The 15,552-nt window shown below is 71.0% G+C and carries 15 protein-coding genes and 1 pseudogene; 6 read left to right on the top strand and 10 right to left on the bottom strand.

What is annotated here, in order from left to right; all coding sequences use genetic code 11:
* The first annotated feature begins 110 nt into the window (after window positions 1–110).
* Window positions 111–1,382 carry an alpha-L-fucosidase gene (locus ACZ67M_RS26710; RefSeq protein ID WP_469853093.1) on the top strand — a complete coding sequence of 424 codons (1,272 nt, stop codon included), beginning with the start codon at window positions 111–113 and terminating at the stop codon, window positions 1,380–1,382.
* A 162-nt stretch (window positions 1,383–1,544) separates the two neighbouring features.
* Here ACZ67M_RS26710 and ACZ67M_RS26715 read toward each other — a convergent pair whose 3' ends face one another.
* From ACZ67M_RS26715 to ACZ67M_RS26725, 3 genes are all read right to left on the bottom strand, one after another.
* On the bottom strand, window positions 1,545–2,528 hold the full coding sequence (locus ACZ67M_RS26715) for an alpha/beta fold hydrolase (RefSeq protein WP_469853095.1): 984 nt from the start codon (window positions 2,526–2,528) through the stop codon (window positions 1,545–1,547).
* Window positions 2,529–2,926: 398 nt separating this feature from the next.
* The gene (locus ACZ67M_RS26720) at window positions 2,927–3,547 is read right to left on the bottom strand and encodes a hypothetical protein (protein WP_469853097.1); all 621 of its coding nucleotides are present in this window, start codon (window positions 3,545–3,547) and stop codon (window positions 2,927–2,929) included.
* Between the two features lie 137 nt (window positions 3,548–3,684).
* The gene (locus ACZ67M_RS26725) at window positions 3,685–4,149 is read right to left on the bottom strand and encodes an HGxxPAAW family protein (protein ID WP_469853098.1); all 465 of its coding nucleotides are present in this window, start codon (window positions 4,147–4,149) and stop codon (window positions 3,685–3,687) included.
* Window positions 4,150–4,312: 163 nt separating this feature from the next.
* On the opposite strand from ACZ67M_RS26725, the gene ACZ67M_RS26730 reads away from it, so the two are divergent.
* The gene (locus tag ACZ67M_RS26730; protein WP_469853562.1) at window positions 4,313–4,756 is read left to right on the top strand and encodes a MarR family winged helix-turn-helix transcriptional regulator; all 444 of its coding nucleotides are present in this window, start codon (window positions 4,313–4,315) and stop codon (window positions 4,754–4,756) included.
* A gap of 667 nt (window positions 4,757–5,423) precedes the next feature.
* On the opposite strand, the gene ACZ67M_RS26735 is transcribed toward ACZ67M_RS26730, so the two are convergent.
* The 3 genes from ACZ67M_RS26735 to ACZ67M_RS26745 form a co-directional block, all read right to left on the bottom strand.
* Window positions 5,424–6,320, bottom strand: coding sequence for an RNA polymerase sigma-70 factor (locus tag ACZ67M_RS26735; protein WP_469853100.1), 897 nt, complete (start codon window positions 6,318–6,320; stop codon window positions 5,424–5,426).
* Window positions 6,321–6,426: 106 nt separating this feature from the next.
* The gene (locus ACZ67M_RS26740; protein WP_469853564.1) at window positions 6,427–7,581 is read right to left on the bottom strand and encodes an NAD(P)/FAD-dependent oxidoreductase; all 1,155 of its coding nucleotides are present in this window, start codon (window positions 7,579–7,581) and stop codon (window positions 6,427–6,429) included.
* A gap of 236 nt (window positions 7,582–7,817) precedes the next feature.
* The gene (locus ACZ67M_RS26745) at window positions 7,818–8,756 is read right to left on the bottom strand and encodes a LysR substrate-binding domain-containing protein (protein ID WP_469853101.1); all 939 of its coding nucleotides are present in this window, start codon (window positions 8,754–8,756) and stop codon (window positions 7,818–7,820) included.
* Between the two features lie 139 nt (window positions 8,757–8,895).
* Between ACZ67M_RS26745 and ACZ67M_RS26750 the strand changes: the two genes are divergently transcribed.
* On the top strand, window positions 8,896–9,906 hold the full coding sequence (locus tag ACZ67M_RS26750) for an aldo/keto reductase (RefSeq protein ID WP_469853102.1): 1,011 nt from the start codon (window positions 8,896–8,898) through the stop codon (window positions 9,904–9,906).
* A gap of 29 nt (window positions 9,907–9,935) precedes the next feature.
* Complete coding sequence (locus ACZ67M_RS26755; RefSeq protein WP_361360364.1) at window positions 9,936–10,364, top strand: SRPBCC family protein; 429 nt, start codon at window positions 9,936–9,938, stop codon at window positions 10,362–10,364.
* Window positions 10,365–10,588: 224 nt separating this feature from the next.
* Here ACZ67M_RS26755 and ACZ67M_RS26760 read toward each other — a convergent pair whose 3' ends face one another.
* Both ACZ67M_RS26760 and ACZ67M_RS26765 read right to left on the bottom strand, forming a co-directional pair.
* Entirely contained in the window at window positions 10,589–11,029 is a 441-nt protein-coding gene (locus ACZ67M_RS26760; RefSeq protein ID WP_392018612.1) for an OsmC family protein, read from the bottom strand.
* Window positions 11,030–11,604: 575 nt separating this feature from the next.
* Complete coding sequence (locus ACZ67M_RS26765) at window positions 11,605–12,228, bottom strand: hypothetical protein (protein WP_469853105.1); 624 nt, start codon at window positions 12,226–12,228, stop codon at window positions 11,605–11,607.
* Between the two features lie 219 nt (window positions 12,229–12,447).
* On the opposite strand from ACZ67M_RS26765, the gene ACZ67M_RS26770 reads away from it, so the two are divergent.
* Together ACZ67M_RS26770 and ACZ67M_RS26775 are read left to right on the top strand one after the other, a co-directional pair.
* Window positions 12,448–13,821, top strand: coding sequence for a helix-turn-helix domain-containing protein (locus ACZ67M_RS26770; RefSeq protein WP_469853107.1), 1,374 nt, complete (start codon window positions 12,448–12,450; stop codon window positions 13,819–13,821).
* A gap of 47 nt (window positions 13,822–13,868) precedes the next feature.
* Window positions 13,869–14,155 (top strand): annotated as a pseudogene (locus ACZ67M_RS26775) (hypothetical protein); the annotation flags it as partial.
* Here the strand turns inward: ACZ67M_RS26775 and ACZ67M_RS26780 are convergent.
* Window positions 14,088–14,483 carry a hypothetical protein gene (locus ACZ67M_RS26780; RefSeq protein WP_469853108.1) on the bottom strand — a complete coding sequence of 132 codons (396 nt, stop codon included), beginning with the start codon at window positions 14,481–14,483 and terminating at the stop codon, window positions 14,088–14,090. The pseudogene ACZ67M_RS26775 and the gene ACZ67M_RS26780 sit on opposite strands and share 68 nt — an antisense overlap.
* Before the next feature lie 69 nt (window positions 14,484–14,552).
* Entirely contained in the window at window positions 14,553–15,545 is a 993-nt protein-coding gene (locus tag ACZ67M_RS26785; RefSeq protein ID WP_469853109.1) for an NAD(P)H-dependent flavin oxidoreductase, read from the bottom strand.
* Window positions 15,546–15,552 lie beyond the last annotated feature (7 nt).

The following is a 15,552-nucleotide window of genomic DNA, read 5'->3' on the forward strand; positions in this document are numbered from 1 at the left end:
GCCCTCCGCGGCGCGGGCGCGGCCACCTTGACGGCATCGAAGCCAACCGCGGCGAGAATCACGGGGTAAGCCCGAACGCATACGGCGAAGTTCTGCGAGGACGGTCCACAATGACCATGCAACCCTGGTTCACCGAAGCCAAGCTCGGAATATTCGTGCACTACGGCATCTACTCGGTCGAGGGCGTGCCCGAGTCCTGGGCCCTCTTCGACGGCGTGATGCCGCACGAGCGGTACATGAGACAACTCGACGGCTTCACCGCGTCGGCCTACGACCCCGGCGCCTGGGCCCGGCTCTTCGCCCGCGCCGGGGCCGGATACGCCGTCCTCACGGCACGGCACCACGACGGAGTGGCTCTGTGGGACACGCGGTTGAGTGACCTGAACGTGGTCCGGCGCACCCCCGCGAGCCGCGATCTGGTCGCCGAGTACGTGAGTGCGATGCGAGCCGAAGGGCTCAGGGCCGGTCTGTACTACTCGCACTCCGACTGGAGCCACCCCGACTACGCCTCGATACGGCACCCCCGGCCGCCCCACCCCGAACTGGTCGACAGCGGCTACGTCTCCCCCGCCCCGGGTGCCGAAGACCCCAGCGCCTGGGACCGCTACCTCGACTACCGGGACGGCCAAGTACACGAACTACTCACCCGGTTCAGGCCGGACCTGCTCTGGTTCGACGGTGAGTGGGAACGCTCGGCCCAGCAGTGGCGTATGTCCGAACTGGCCGGGATGATCCGTGAGATGGCACCGGACACCGTGTGCAATTCCCGGCTGCTCGACCACGGTGACTACGCCACGCCCGAACAGGGGCTGCCCATGTCCGCACCCGAGACCGCATGGGAGCTGTGCCTGACCGTCAACGACTCCTGGGGCTACCGGCCCCGGGACGACAACCACAAGAGCGTGGGACAACTCGTGCGGTACTTCGCCGAGACGATAGGGATGGGAGGCAATCTCCTACTGAACGTGGGACCGCGGGCCGACGGCACGATCGTGGCGGAACAGGCCCGACGGCTCGAAGGGCTGGGTGACTGGATCCGGCGCCACTCCGCGGCCGTCCACGGCACCGTCGCGGGCCTGCCGCCGGGGCACCACTACGGGCCGAGCACGTTGTCCGCCGACCGCCGCACGCTCTACCTGGTCTGCTTCGACCCACCGAGCGAAACGGTGGCGGTCCGCGGCCTGCGCAACGCGGTGCGACGAGTCAGTGTCCTCGGGACCGGGACCGAACTCGCCCACCGTCGCACCGGTGGTCTGCACGACGTCCCCGGAGACCTCTGGATCGACGCGCCCGCCCCGGCGGACCTCGCCCGCCACGGGAGCGTCCTCGCCCTCGAACTCGACGGAGAACTGGAGCTGTACACGGGCCGGGGCCGGGCGTGAACAAGCAGCCACGCCGGGTCTGAGGGGAGGCCACGACGGTCGGTTCGTGGTCGTGGTCGGCGGCTGGGTAACCCGGCACCAGCTGAGGCGGCTCTCCGAGGGTCGGTCCCATGATGTGGACCGACCCTCCTCGTTCAGGGCACGCCTAGGCCCGCAGATCCGTCACGTGCGGCGGGCGCGGGTCACCATGGCGGCGCCCGCGGCGACGGAGAGCACCGCGGCAGCGCCGAGGAAGGCGATCCGTCCGCTTGTGCCGGTCTTGGCAAGGCTCGGCCGCGAGTCGCCCGCGGCCCCGAGGATCAACTTGGTCACATCGTCGGGGTTGGTCTCCATGACAGCGTGCGGCGCGTCGACTTCGACGGTGGTGGCCTTGGCCCGCTTCGCCATGAAACGCAGGTTGTCGGTGCCGATGGTCCGGTCGTCGGTGGCGACGAGGAACCAGGACGGGATGGTCTTCCACGCGACCGACTGTGTGGGCTCGTTGCCGGAGGCGGCGGTCGCGGGCCGCTGGGTGGCGGCAAGCACCTGGGTGCGATTCGCGTCGAGCCGGTCACTCAGGAAGACATCGCCGAACTTCTCCGGTTTAAGGTACAGATCCACGTTCGTCGGGTCGCCGCCGAGCGGTACGGGATTCAGGGCAGTCGGCACCGGGGCATGCGGGTCGTCCGTCACCCGGCTGCCTGGGTACTTGGCCGAGAGTTGGAAGGCGGTCTCGCCCTTGTCGGGCGCGAACCCGGCGATGTAGACGAGGGACTCGACGTCGGGGTTGCCGGCGGCGGCGTTGGTGATGACGGCTCCGCCGTAGGAGTGGCCGACGAGGACGATGGGGCCCTTGATCGCCTTGAGCTGGGCAGCGAGGTAGTCGGCGTCGCCGGAGAGGCTGCGCAGCGGGTTCGCGGTGGCGACTACGGGATAGCCCTCGGCCTGCAGACTCTGGACTATCCGGTCCCAGCCGGATGCGTCCGCCCAGTACCCGTGCACCAGTACAACCGTCGGTTTGGCGCCTGTAGACGTCCCGCCTGAGGGGGTCGCACCGCCTCCGTTCTCGGACGCCAGGCAGGGGCCGGCGGCCATCAGGGCGGCCGCGGGGAGGAGGGCGGCCAGGGGAAGTGCCCGCCGGACGGCTGTACGTCGTATGTACTCCATGACCCTTCTTTCTCTGAGGGGAAAGGCTGCTGACCACTCTGCTTTCGGGTGAGGGACGCGGCACCGCCGTGTAGCCATATGAGTGAAGATCGGTCGCACAGAGTGAAGAGGGGAGGGTCAAGGGGGCAAGTGGCTGGGTTGCTGACCGCTATGGCGATGGTGAAGCGGAGCGGACACTGCCGGGGAAGCGGTGGTCCGGTGGACGGCAGCCGCAGGTCCAGGGTTGAAGGGACCGTCGACGTCCGCCCGCCCAGAAGCGACCGTGACGATCCGGGAGCTCGGATTCGCCCGCTGAAAGTCGGCGCGCCACTCCCGGCTGGGGTGGCGCCCTGCGTACGAGCTGGCCCGGGAGCCGTCTGGGAGCCGGTCCCACGCTTCGCGTAACTGCGGCAGCGGGGTCAAGCCTGCGTCTGCCGGGCGGGAAGGGTGTGCGACAACAGGAACTCGGTCGCCCCGGCGATGGCCTCGGCGGAGGTGGCGTGGACGGCCTCGGACTCCTTCTCCTGCTGGTCCGCGGCAGTGGCGGTGAACCACCAGGCGTCGGCATCCGGGTCATGGTGGATGACGGCGCCGCCGCCCGCGTACTGAAGCGGGACGGACTCACCGGCAGCCTTCTTGGTCACTGCGTGCGGCCACTTGAGGCGGGCCGACTGGCGCTTGATGCCGCCCCAGGCCGCGCCCAACTGCGCGTAGTTGGCTCCGCTGCGGCCGGCGACGGTGGCGGCACTCTCGGCCAGTCGGTCGACGGACAGCTTGGCTTCGTACAGCGACCTCAGCATGGCCAGCTGCACATCGGGAGCGGCCATGAGCGCGGTGTCGAAGGGCTTGCCGGCCGCGCGATAGGCGAGAGCACGGGTCGAGATCCCCTCGGCCAGCACCCGGACCGCCTCCAGCACCTTGGCGTCCATGGCGAACGAGTCGCCCTCGGTGGGCTCGCACCAGGCGGGCTCCACCAGAGTCATCACGGTGGCCCAGAAGTTCTCGTCGTCCCTGTCAGGGGTCGGGATCACATCGTTCATGCGACAAGATTACCTGTCGTTATCTTGAGTGACAAGAAAAACTGTCAATAATGGTTGCGGAGCGACCGCCGCAGCACTCGTAATCCGGCCTCGAACATGATCGGCCGGACAAGTCACAGTGAGAGCCGAGCCTGCCCTCAAAGTGCCGCTTCCGTCTCGGCGGCCCGCTCCCCGTACGCCCCGGCCCTGGGGAGCGCCCCCGCACCGGCCGTGGCCGCGGCAGCAGCAGGAGCGACGGCGGGAGTGCCGGCGGCGGGAGTGGTGGCGGCAGGGGCGGTGGCGCGCCGGCCGCGGTTGGCCAGGCGGCAGCCCACGCATCCCGGGTGGCCCTGCGCGGCGGACCTGTCGCGCACCCGCCAGTCCCGCTCGGCAGGGGGCCGGGGCCCACTGGGCTTGCCCCACCCGGCCAGGTGGAGCACCCAGGTGGTGCAGGCCGACAGGGCGACCAGGCCCGCCCCCAGGGCGAGTCCCGGGTACCACTCGGCGACCATCGAGCCACCGGCGGCCACGCTCCCCGCGAGCGCCATGCCGGTGCCCGTCCACCCGGCGACGGTGTGACCGTGGTCGTGACCGGGGGCGCGATCACTGTGGGTTCGGTTCATGACTTTCTCCCGTGGCTTTGTATCTTCGGCAACACAGCAAGCGGCCGAGAAGTCTTAGCTTCTAAGCTAAGTTTCTTAGATGGTAAGGAGATGTCTGGTGGAGGGCAAGCCGCGGGAGGGCACGCCGCGTCGTGACGCGACCGCACAGGAGGCGCTGGACGCGATGGACCGCATGGTCGCCCTCGCCCTGGTGTCCCAGCACGACATCGCGCTAAGGCTGGGGCTGAACGTGACGGACCTGACGTGCCTGGGGCACGTCATCGGCGCCGGGGAGCGGCATCTGAGCGCCGGGGACCTGGCGCAGCACGCCAACGTCACCACCGGTGCGATCACCGGCGTGATCAACCGTCTCGAACGCGCCGGTTACGTGAGCCGGCAGCCCGACCCCGCGGACCGCCGCCGGGTGCGGGTAGTGCTCGACGAGAACGCCGCGGCCCGGGTATACGCCGTCTACGGCCCGCACTACGGGCGACTGGCCGCTCTGGCCGCCGACTACACCCCGCAGGACAGGGCCGTACTGGCCGACTGGTTCACCCGTGCCCGGCAGGCCATGGAGGAGTCGCTCCAGGAGATCCGGGAGCCCGCGCAGGCCGGCCCGCAGCCCTGACCCTCGCACGCCGGGCCTCGGACACGGACCAGCCCCGTCCGGTGTGCGCCGGGCGGGGCTGGTCCGCTGTTGTGCGGTGGTGAAGGGCGGTCGCCTACGCGGCGAAAGGCTCTGCAGGGCTTCAGCCGGACGATCGTCCCTACAGGCAATAGGTGAGGCCCGGGGACACTGTCCCCTCCACCATCGCATCCGTGCCAACACGGAGCCGCCCGGCGGCATTCCCGTCCCGGTGGACCATCCGGTGGATCACTGTGCGGTGCGGCGTGACTCGAAGTAGCCGCCGTCTGGGGTCGTGCGGACCGTGGTCAGGGTCGTAGGGCCGCCGGGCCGGGAGTCGGTGCTTTCGCGGGGCAGCGGCGCAGCCGTCCGGCGTTGGGCGGGCCGTTCGGGGTGCGCGGGGCGTGCGGTGCCGGAGAAGGGCACGGGTTCCGCCGGGCGACGGGGTGTTGGCGGGCGGCCCGCAGCCATCCGTCGGCGTTGGGCTTGCGCGACCGGGCGTCCATCACCGTGCGCGCCTTGCCCCGGCCGGTCTGCCACACGTCGGCCGGGGCGTCGACGGCACGATCGAGAAACCGTCGTTGGGGCGCAGCGCGAACCCATCTTGGCGCCAACGAAGTCGCCCGCGAGCTCCGGTAGATGACGCCGGCCCCTCAATGTCGTCGGACGGTCAGCGCGCGGCGAGCGGCGTCTCGGACTCGACGCGGGTGAGCTTCTCGGGATTGCGGACGTAGTAGAGGCCGGTGACGCGGCCGTCCTCCACGCGGAAGGCCAGCACCCCGTCGATGACGCCGTCCAGGCGCAGCACGAGTGCGGGGTTTCCGTTGACGGTCGTGGTGTCGCTGGTGAAGGCGCCGCCGGCCTTGCCGAGACTGCCCGCCATGTAGCGCAGCACCTTGTCGGCGCCCTCGACCGGCTTCAGGGCCGCCAGCTTGAGGCCGCCGCCGTCGCTGACGAAGACGACGTCCGGCGCGAGGACGTCCAGGAGCGCTTGTACGTCCCCCGTCTCCAGGGCGGATCGGAAGGAGTCCAGGGCCGCCCGGGCCTGCTGTGGGGAGGCCGGTGTCCGAGGCCGGCGGGCGTCCACGTGCCGGCGGGCCCGGTAGGCGATCTGGCGGGCGGCGGCGGGGGTCTTGCCGATCGCGGCGGCGATGTCCTCGTATCCGAACTCGAAGACCTCGTGCAGTACGAAGACGGCGCGTTCCGTCGGTGAGAGCGTCTCCAGGACGTACAGGAGCGCCAGCGACAGGTTCTCGGAGAGTTCCGCGTCTTCGGCCACGTCGGGTGAGGTGAGGAGGGGCTCAGGCAGCCAGGGGCCGACGTAGTTCTCTTTGCGCCGTTTGACGGTGCGCAGCCGGTTGAGGGCCTGGCGCGTCGTGATGCGTACCAGGTAGGCGCGCGGGTCCCGGATCTGGTCCGGCGCCACCTTGACCCAGCGCAGCCAGGTCTCCTGGAGGACGTCTTCGGCGTCCGCCGCTGAACCGATCATCTCGTAGGCGACGGTGAACAGCAGGTCGCGGTGGGCGACGAAGCTCTCGGTCGCGGGGTCGTGCACAGGGTCGTTCATGGGGTGTGCTGCCTCTCGGGGCGGGCTGCTTCTGCGCGAGCAGTCGCCGTGGTGCGGGTGCCGGGTCCTGGCCCGGTCAGGTCGCGGGGGTCCGGGATGAAGAGGGCTACAGCGTCGTGACACGGTCGGCGCCCGTGCCGCGTGGTGCGCTCGAGGTGGCTCTGCGTGTCCCGGTGACCAGCTGGCGGAGGGTGAACCTGCATGCGATCTCCTTGATGCCTGCTCCCGGCCGTCCGCTGACGTGAAGGGCGTTGACCCGGTCGTCCGGGTAGGAGAACTGGGTGACGCCCTCCGTACGGCCCAGGCTGAGGCACTGCCCGGCGAACAGCATCCGAACCGGGGAGGGCGACTTGCCCGCGATGCGGCGCAGGATGGTGGTCGCCGCCCCCGGGCCCAATTGCACTGCGGCCTGGCAGCTCATCCGGAAGGGCCGGCCGGCGATCGCCGCTGCGTCTCCTGCGGCGACCACGTGCACGTCGTCCACGCTGGTCAGCGTGGCGTCGGTGAGCAGCCGACCCTCCGGGTCGGTGCGCAGCCCGCTGCGGGCTGCCAGGTCGGGGATGCGGAAGCCTGCGGTCCAGATGGTCACCGTGCTGGGCACGTCGCGTCCGTCCTCCAGCCGAACGGCGTCCGCCGTCACCTCGGTCACGCGGGTGCCGCGGCCTTCGAGCACAGTCACGCCGAGGGCTGCGAGCCGACGGGCGGCGGGACGGCGGACCCGGGCATGCAGAGAGGGGCCGAACACGCCGCCGCAGACCAGCGTCACCCGGTGCCCCTCCTCCGCCAGCTCGGCGGCGGTCTCCAGACCGGTCGGGCCGGAGCCGACCACGGTCACCGGAGCCTGCGCGGGCGCCGCGGCCAGCACGGACCGCAGCCGCCGGGCCGCTTCGAGATCGGAGACGGAATGGGCGAACTCCGACGCCCCAGGCACCCCGAGATCGGAGGCCCCGCTGCCCACCGCGTACACCAGGTAGTCGTAGGACACCGGGTCCCCGCCAGCCAGCAGCACGCGGTGCTCCTGCACGTCGATGCGGGTCACCTCGTCGACCACGAGCCGCACGTCGCCGCCCAGCACCTCGTCGTAACTGGCGACTGCGTCGTCGGAACCCGTCAGCAGCTGGTGCAGACGGATCCGCTCGACGAAGTCTGACCGCCGGTTGATCAGCGTCACCGCCACCCCGTCGCGCCGCGCCAGCCGGTTGGCCGCGCTCACGCCGCCGTAACCGCCGCCGACCACGACCACCCGTACGTTCCCGCTCATCATGTCTCCCTCGGTTATGGACTCGGCATGGAGACACCGGCCGGGGGCGGGGTATAACAACGTGCAGCTGAGACGTGGTGCACACGCTTCACGAAGGCCGATTCGCGCGAGGCGCTCGATCTGGCGGCGCGGGTCGCGAGGCTCACCGCGCTGGTCACGGCCGTGGCCTCGTTGGAGGCGTCGGCACTCGACGTCTCGTCACGCCGATTCCGGGGGTGTGAGCTGACCGGCTGATCTCACACCCCGGGGGCGAGCCCTCCGGCCGGCACCACCGCGCCCATCTCCCGTTCGTGCGACAGCACGGTCTCACGGAACGAGGCGACGACCGGCCGCAGATCGATGTGGTGCCAGACCGCCCACAGCTGGATGGACGCCTCGTACCAAGGCAGGGCGCGCACGGCCACGGCCTCGGTGGCGCCGCGCACCATGCTCTTCTGCACCAGTGCAAGACCGAGGCCGGAGGCCACCAGACCGAGTGCCGTCAGGGGATCCGCGGCGTCGAGCCGGATGTCGGGAGTGAACCCCGAGGCCACGCACGAGGCGACGAAGGTGTCCCGCCACGCCGGATCACCCTCCCCCTCGACCGCGATCCACGGTTGCCCGTCCAGATCCTTCGCCGAGATCGTCTCGCTCGCGGCCAGCGGGTGGCCCGCCGGAAGGACCAGCAGCAGCGGGTCCTCCAGCAGCGTCGCGGCCCTCAGCAGGGGGTCGTCGCGGTCCGGCGGCTCCCGCACCAGGGCGATGTCCAGGCTGCGCTGGCGCAGTCCCTCGAACTGCTCGGCCGCGGCCATGCTGTACAGCGCGACATGGATCCCGGGGCTCTCCTCCTGGAGCCGGCGCAGCGCGCCCGGGAGCACCCCGGTGTGCATGGCGTCGGCCACGTAGCCGATGCAGAGCCCACCCTCCTCTCCCCTGCCCAGCCGGCGGCCGAGGTTCTCCAGCCGGTCGGCGTGGCGCAGCAGCGCCTGGGCCTCGCTGAGGAAGGTCGCGCCGTCGCGGGTGAGGCGGATGCGCTGCTGGCTCCGCTCGAACAGGGTCAGGCCGAGGTTCTTCTCCAGCTGAGCGATCTGCCGGCTGAGAGGGGACTGTGAGATGTGGAGCTGCTCGGCGGCGCGGCCGACGTGTTCGGTCTCGGCCACGGTGACGAAGTAGCGCAGTTGTCGCAGGTCAAGCATGTAAGACCTCGGAGGACTCAAGTGTATCCAAGAGAGTCTTGGACAGTCTGAAGTCCCGATCCTAACGTCGAAGGCGAACGAACGACGGACCGGCCGAAGGCCATGAGTCCGTCCCTCCCCCCCTCCCCGAGGACACTTCATGACCATCACGTCTCTGCTCCCGGGCCGCCTCGGACTGGGTACGGCCCCGCTGGGCAGCATGTTCCGCGACGTCTCCGACGAGGAGGCCGCCGCGACCGTCGACGCCGCGTGGGACCACGGCATCCGCTACTACGACGCCGCCCCCTTCTACGGCGCGGGCCTGGCGGAGATACGCCTCGGCGACGCGCTCGCCGGGCGCTCCCGCGACAGCTACGTGCTCAGCACCAAGGTGGGCCGCGTCATCCTCGACGAGGTCGAGAACCCCGCCGCCCGTGAACTCGGCGAGAAGGGCGGCCTGTTCGAGCACGGCCGTCCCAACAAGATCGTGCACGACTGGACGGCCGACGCCACCAAGCGGTCCATCGAGGACAGCCTGCGGCGTCTGCGCACCGACCGGCTCGACATCGTCTGGGTCCATGACGTGGCGCAGGACTTCCACGGCGACGAGTGGCTCGCCGTCTACGAGAGTGCCCGTACCGGTGCCTTCCGCGTCCTTCAGCAGCTGCGCGACGAGGGCGTGATCAAGGCGTGGGGGCTCGGCGTCAACCGCGTCGAACCCATCGAGCTCACCCTCGAACTGGACGAGCCGAAGCCGGACGCCTTCCTGCTCGCCGGGCGCTACACCCTGCTGGACCACGACCGGGCCCTGCAGCGCCTGCTCCCCACGGCGGCCGACCAGGACGTCAGCCTCGTCGTCGGCGGCCCCTACAGCTCCGGCATCCTCGCGGGCGGCACCCACTTCGAGTACCAGGACGCGCCCGCGCACATCGTCGAGAAGGTGGCGCGCATCAAGGAGCTCGCGGAGCGGCACGGCGTCAGCATCAAGGCAGCAGCCCTGCAGTTCTCCCTGACCCACCCGACGGCCGCCGCCGCGATCCCGGGCGCGACCCGGCCCAGCCGTATCGCCGAGGACGTCGCGGCCCTCGACGAGAAAATCCCCGCGGCGTTCTGGGCCGACCTCCGCGAGGCCGGGCTGGTCTCCCCCCTGGCACCCCTGCCCACCGCCTGACACCCCCCACCTAGGACAGGAGCATCCCCGTGGCCTCCACCACCGCTACCCTCGACGTGGCCGTACCTCCAGATCGGGTGTGGCAGCTCATCGGCGGATTCGACGCGCTGCCCGACTGGCTGCCGTACATCTCCGAGAGCGTCGCCGCCGAGGGCGGTCGCGTCCGCCGGCTGCGCAATGAGGAAGGCGGCGTGATCGTCGAGCGGCTCGTGGCCTTCGACGACGCGGCACGCTCGTACAGCTACGCCATCCTCGAGGCGCCGTTCCCGGTGACCGACTACCTCTCCACGCTGCGCGTGCGCGAGGTCCCGGGCCGGTTGGACGCGTCGCGCGTCGAATGGTCCGGGACGTTCACCCCCACCGGCGTCAGCGACGAAGAAGCCGTCGCGCTGTTCCACGGCATCTACGCCGACGGGCTCGCCGCCCTGCACAACACCCTGTCGGGCTCGATTGCCTGACGCCCGTCACGCCGAGGCACCCGAGGAGCGGCCCGCCCGGCGGCACCCCCGCCCGAGCGGGCGGCGGTGCCGCCGCGGCGAGATCCCACTCCACGCGACCGACCGCCGGAACGTCGCAGGTGGCCACGATCCGGCGGACGCGGCTCTCCCTACGCACCGACGGGGCCAGCGCCAAGGCCATCTCCCGCAGGAGTTCGGCGAGGGGGGGCGCCGGGCCGGCGGCGTCAGGTACTCGCGACGGTCGTGGTCACGGGCGTGCCGATCTCCACCGTTCTGCTCACCGTGCACAGACGGTCGTGGGACGCCTTGACCGCGCGTGGCAGGATCGCACGGGCGCGCTCCGCACCCTCGACGTCAGGAAAGGCGACGGTGAAGGTGACCTGGAGGTTGGTCATGCGATTGCCTTGCTCGTCGCTGATCTTGTCGCCGGTGACCTCCACGGAGAACTCGGTGGGCTCGGCGTGACGGCCGGTGGCGGCGTCGACGTCGACGGCCGTGCAACCGCCGATCGCGGCCAGTAGCAGCTCCACAGGGGTAAAGCCGGTGGGCCCGGTGCCGTCGGGGGAAGTGCCGAAGCCGATCGACTCGCCGCTGGTGTTGGTCGCGACGAACCGGCCACCGCTGGTGCGCTCGACGACCACGGAACGCTTCGAGGTTTCACTCATGCACGGACACTAATGGTTCGGGGTGTGGCGCAGCACGAGGCCCGGCCGACAGGACGTGCACGCGCCGGGCGGTGGGGCGCCGGCACGTTCGGTCCTTCCCCCCCTGCCCGTGCGGGGCCGCCCAGGTGTCGGCGTCGTCCGGGTCAGTCGTCGTCCGGGCCGGCCGGCACCAACGGCAGAGAGTCCGCCCCGGATTCGGTGAGGCGGACCGGGATCGTCCAGGACGGCTCATGGAGGTGGCGGCGGGGTCCAGTCGCATGAGGGCGATCCACCACCCACGGCAGGCCCAGACTCGTAGGCGTCAGCGGGTGGGACACCGTCATCACCAACTTCTTCCAACGCAGGCCTCCAGGACCGTCACCCCACTGTCGGTCCTGGCTCGCCATGACACCGCCCTCGGGCGTCGCGCCGGGCAGCATCGACCACTTCCTCGGATACGCGGGGGGCGCGGTGCACCACCCCGCGGAGCAATGGCTCGTGGTGGACGCCGCCCGGGCGGAGTGAGTAGTGGGGCGGGGCCGTCCTCCCGACCCCCGTGGCGGGAGGACGGCCCCGGCTCTGGGGTGGCGGGCCGGTCAGTACAGCTTGTTGACGGCCCGGGTCGTGGTCTTCTTGAAGGCGGCCACGGGTGCGTCGGTGAAGTCGCCCAGCTGTGCCCACTGGACGACGGTGACGGTCCTGTTGTCGCGTCCGACCGAGAGCAGGGCGATGTCGGTGGCACCCCAGGTCGTCTCGGTGTGCAGTCCGCGGACGCGGGCGCCCTCCTCGACCGGCAGCGTGCCGTAGTCGCGGCCCTCGGCCGTGATGTCGGGTGTGGACTGCTCGATGCGGTCGGCGCAGGTGCGGATCAGGTCGTCGTAGTGCTTGGCCAGGGCCTTGGCGTGGGCGGCCGTGTCCGCGACGACGGTCAGCTGCACGGCGCCGGTGTCCAGGTCAGTGCGGAACGTGCGGTGGCGGTAGTCGTAGGAGGGCACGCCCTCCGTGTGGACGCACAGGTCGAGTTCTTCGGGGAAGCCTTCGGTGACCGGCCCGGCGGTCCAGGACGACGTCGGGTGCGGCGGCAGCTGGGACGCCGACAGGAACGCGGGCGCCGGCGTCTTCGGTGCAGCGGTCGCGGCGGGTGCCGTCAGGACCGCACCCCCGGTGAGGGCGGTGACGGCCAGGGCGGTCACGGCGCCCGTTCGGATGCGCATGGACATGGGTGTTCCCCCCGTGGGACGAGTGTGTGGACGGCGCGGCCGGGGCCGGCCCGGCCGGTGCGCCACCCAGAGCATCGGCTCGGGCGGCGGGCGGGCGCAACAGCCGGCGGGTGATCTGACACGGTGGAACCATCCCAGCCCCGCTGACGTGCAGGTACACGGATGCCTGGGACGCCGTCCCGGGCCGGGGCGTGGGTCGCAACGAGGACGGGGGACCTGATGTCGGCACAGGACGACGAAGGCGGCGGCGAGGTCGCGCGGTTCGCGGAGCAGTTGCGGGCGCTGAAGGAGCGCACCGACCGCAGCTACGGCTCGCTGGCCCGCCGACTGGGCATGAACACCTCGACGCTGCACCGCTATTGCGCGGGCGACGCGGTGCCGCTCGACTTCGCGCCCGTGGAGCGGTTCGCGGCGCTGTGCGGGGCAACGCCGGAGCAGCGGCTGGAACTTCATCGCAGCTGGCTCCTGGCCGTGGCGGCCCGCCACCGGCCCCGTACCGCACACGCGGCGGGTGCCGTCGCGGATGCCGCGGACGAGGCGGCGGACGACGGCGTGGGCGCTGCGGTGGAGGACGCCGTCGGGCCGGGTCCCGCGGCCGGGGCCGGCGGGGGTGCCGCCCCGGATGCCGCGCCCCCAGGGTCCGCGGTGTCGTCGCCGCGCCGGCCGTGGTACCGCCGCAGACGTGCCGTGGGCGCACTGGCCTGCGCCTGTGCCGTGCTCACGACGCTCGGTGCGCTGACCGCGCTGCCGGACGGGCACCGGGCACCCGCCGGCGATCCCGCCCGGGCGGCAGCCGTCCCGTCCGCCTCCGGCACGGCGAGGCCCGAGGCATCCCGGCGGCCGAGCACCTCGCCGCGTCCCAGCCGCACTCCCTCCGCCGCACGCTCTGCGCAGCCGCCCGCACCCGGGAAGAAGCCGGCCACCACGTCCCCGTCCGGCGCGACGTCCGGCGCCTCCGGCGACGGACAGCCAGCCCGCCTGCCGCTGGCCTGGTCCGTGAACTCACAGGCCTGGAAGCTCGGCTGCGGCCACGACTACGTCATCGCCAAGGAGCCCGACCAGGTCCCCCCGCCCCCTGCCCCGCAGGACGCCGCGCCCTGGGCGGCGACGCAGGGCGCGGTGCACGGTGGCGAGACGCTCGTGCAACTGACGGTGCAGGGGCGCAGCGACACCGCCGTCGTGCTGGAGGCGCTGCGCGTGCGCGTGAGCGGACGCACCGCGCCGGCCGAAGGCAGCGCCTACGCCATGGACCAGGGCTGCGGCGGCGCCGTCACACCCCGGTCCTTCGCCGTGGACCTGGACAAGGACCGCCCCATCGCACGCGCGGTCGCCGGGAACGACTCCGGCACGCCGATCCCGGCCGTGCGCATGCCCTACCGGGTCTCGGCCAAGGACCCCGAAGTACTGCTGGTCACCGCCGGCACTCGCGCGTGCGACTGCCGCTGGTACCTGGAACTGGACTGGTCCTCCCAGGGCCGCACCGGCACCGTCCGTATCGACGACGGCGGCCGCCCGTTCCGCACCAGCGCCATCGAGGGCCTGCCCCGGTACTCGTACGACACCCTGGAACGGCGGTGGGGGCCTTACAGCTAGGCAGTTTCGTCTGGATCAGTCGATCGAATGTGGTCCTGGCGGATTAGGCCTACTCGTCACGCTGCAACCGGCGTCACCTGCGCAGACGCCAGATCAAGCACACAATCTCCGAGCCGAGAGACCAGCGGGCCAACCGCCGGCGCCGCGGCAGCGAAGACGGTCGGCCCACAGGGTTCGACAAGGTGATCTACCACCGTACGTCTTTCACGGAACGGTCACCGTGGCAGCGATCCGCCTGTGGCTGCGACCGGCGGATAGGGCCCCGTTCAGAGATCCTCGGCACCCGGGTAGTGCTGGCGGAGTTCGCCGAGTACGCGCTCGTCGGCAGCCCTGACGTCCCACGCGGAGCTGTCGAACTCGGTCAGGACGAGCATCAGCTCGTCCTCGGCGAACCCACGTGCTTCGGCGTCGATCAACTGGAGGAAGGGGGTCGTCAGCGACAACAGGGTCAACGTGTCCATGCCGGCGTTAGCGGACCGTCTCTCCATCTCGACACAGCGAGGATCGACGATCTCGTCGAACTCGACGTGCCAGGTCAGGCCCAGGCCGAAGCTGCCGAGGCGAACCAGTAGCTCGGCCAGGGTCACGTAGTGCTTGCCGTGCCAGGCAGGAAACCTGATCCCTTTGAGTCCCGCCTCTGCTCCGGCTGTATCGCGTGCCATGCGGCCCCCTTCGTTCAGCGAACAGTAGGCCACATCCCTGATCAGCTCAGACAACCCTTCGGACAGCCCCTAGTCGGTTCGGGTAGATGACGCCCAGCGAAGGGCGGCCAGCCGTCCGGAGATGAGTGTTTCGGCCTCCGCCACGATCCGCCGCACGACGTCCCGGACGGTAGGGATGTCGCCGATGAGGCCCTGGGCCATGCCGGCGCTCCAGATGCCGGCGTCCAGGTCCCCTTCCTCGAACACCTTGCGCCCCCTGGCCCCGGCAACCAGCTCCCGTACGTCCGGGAACCCGCCCCCGCCGTGGAGTATGTCGACGACCTTCCTGCTGACCGAATTGCTGGCCACGCGGGCGGTGTTGCGCAGGGGACGGAAGATCAGTTCGGTGTCGAGTTCGCTGTTGGCGACGATCTGTTCCTTGACACGCCGGTGTACGGGGGATTCCGCGGTGCACAGAAAGCGGGTGCCCATGTTGATGCCCTCGGCGCCCAGGGCGAGAGCGGCCACCAGACCGCGGCCGTCCGTGAATCCGCCGGAGGCTATCACCGGGATGGACACCCGTCGCGTGGTCGCGGGAATGAGGACGAGGCCCGGGACGTCGTCCTCCCCGGGGTGGCCGGCGCATTCGAAGCCGTCGATACTCACGGCGTCGACGCCGACCTTCTCGGCCTTCACCGCGTGTCGGACGCTGGTGCACTTGTGCAGCACCTTGACACCGTGGGCGCGGAACTCCGGAAGATGCTCCGCGGGGTTGAAACCGGCGGTTTCGACGACCTTCACGCCGGATTCGATGATCGCATGGCGGTATTCGTCGTAGGGGGGCGGGTTGATCGACGGCAGGATGGTCAGGTTGACGCCGAACGGCTTGTCGGTCATCTCCCGGCAGCGCGCGATCTCCTCGACGAGCGCCTCCGGTGTCGGTTGGGTCAGAGCCGTCAGGAAGCCGAGCGCGCCCGCCTCGGCGACCGCGGCGACGAGTTGTGCCCGGCCCACCCACTGCATGCCGCCTTGGACGATCGGGTGCTCCACACCGAACGTCTCGCAGAAGCGCGTGGTCAGCATCGCGGCT

The sequence above is a fragment of the Streptomyces sp. NPDC107500 genome (assembly GCF_055582785.1).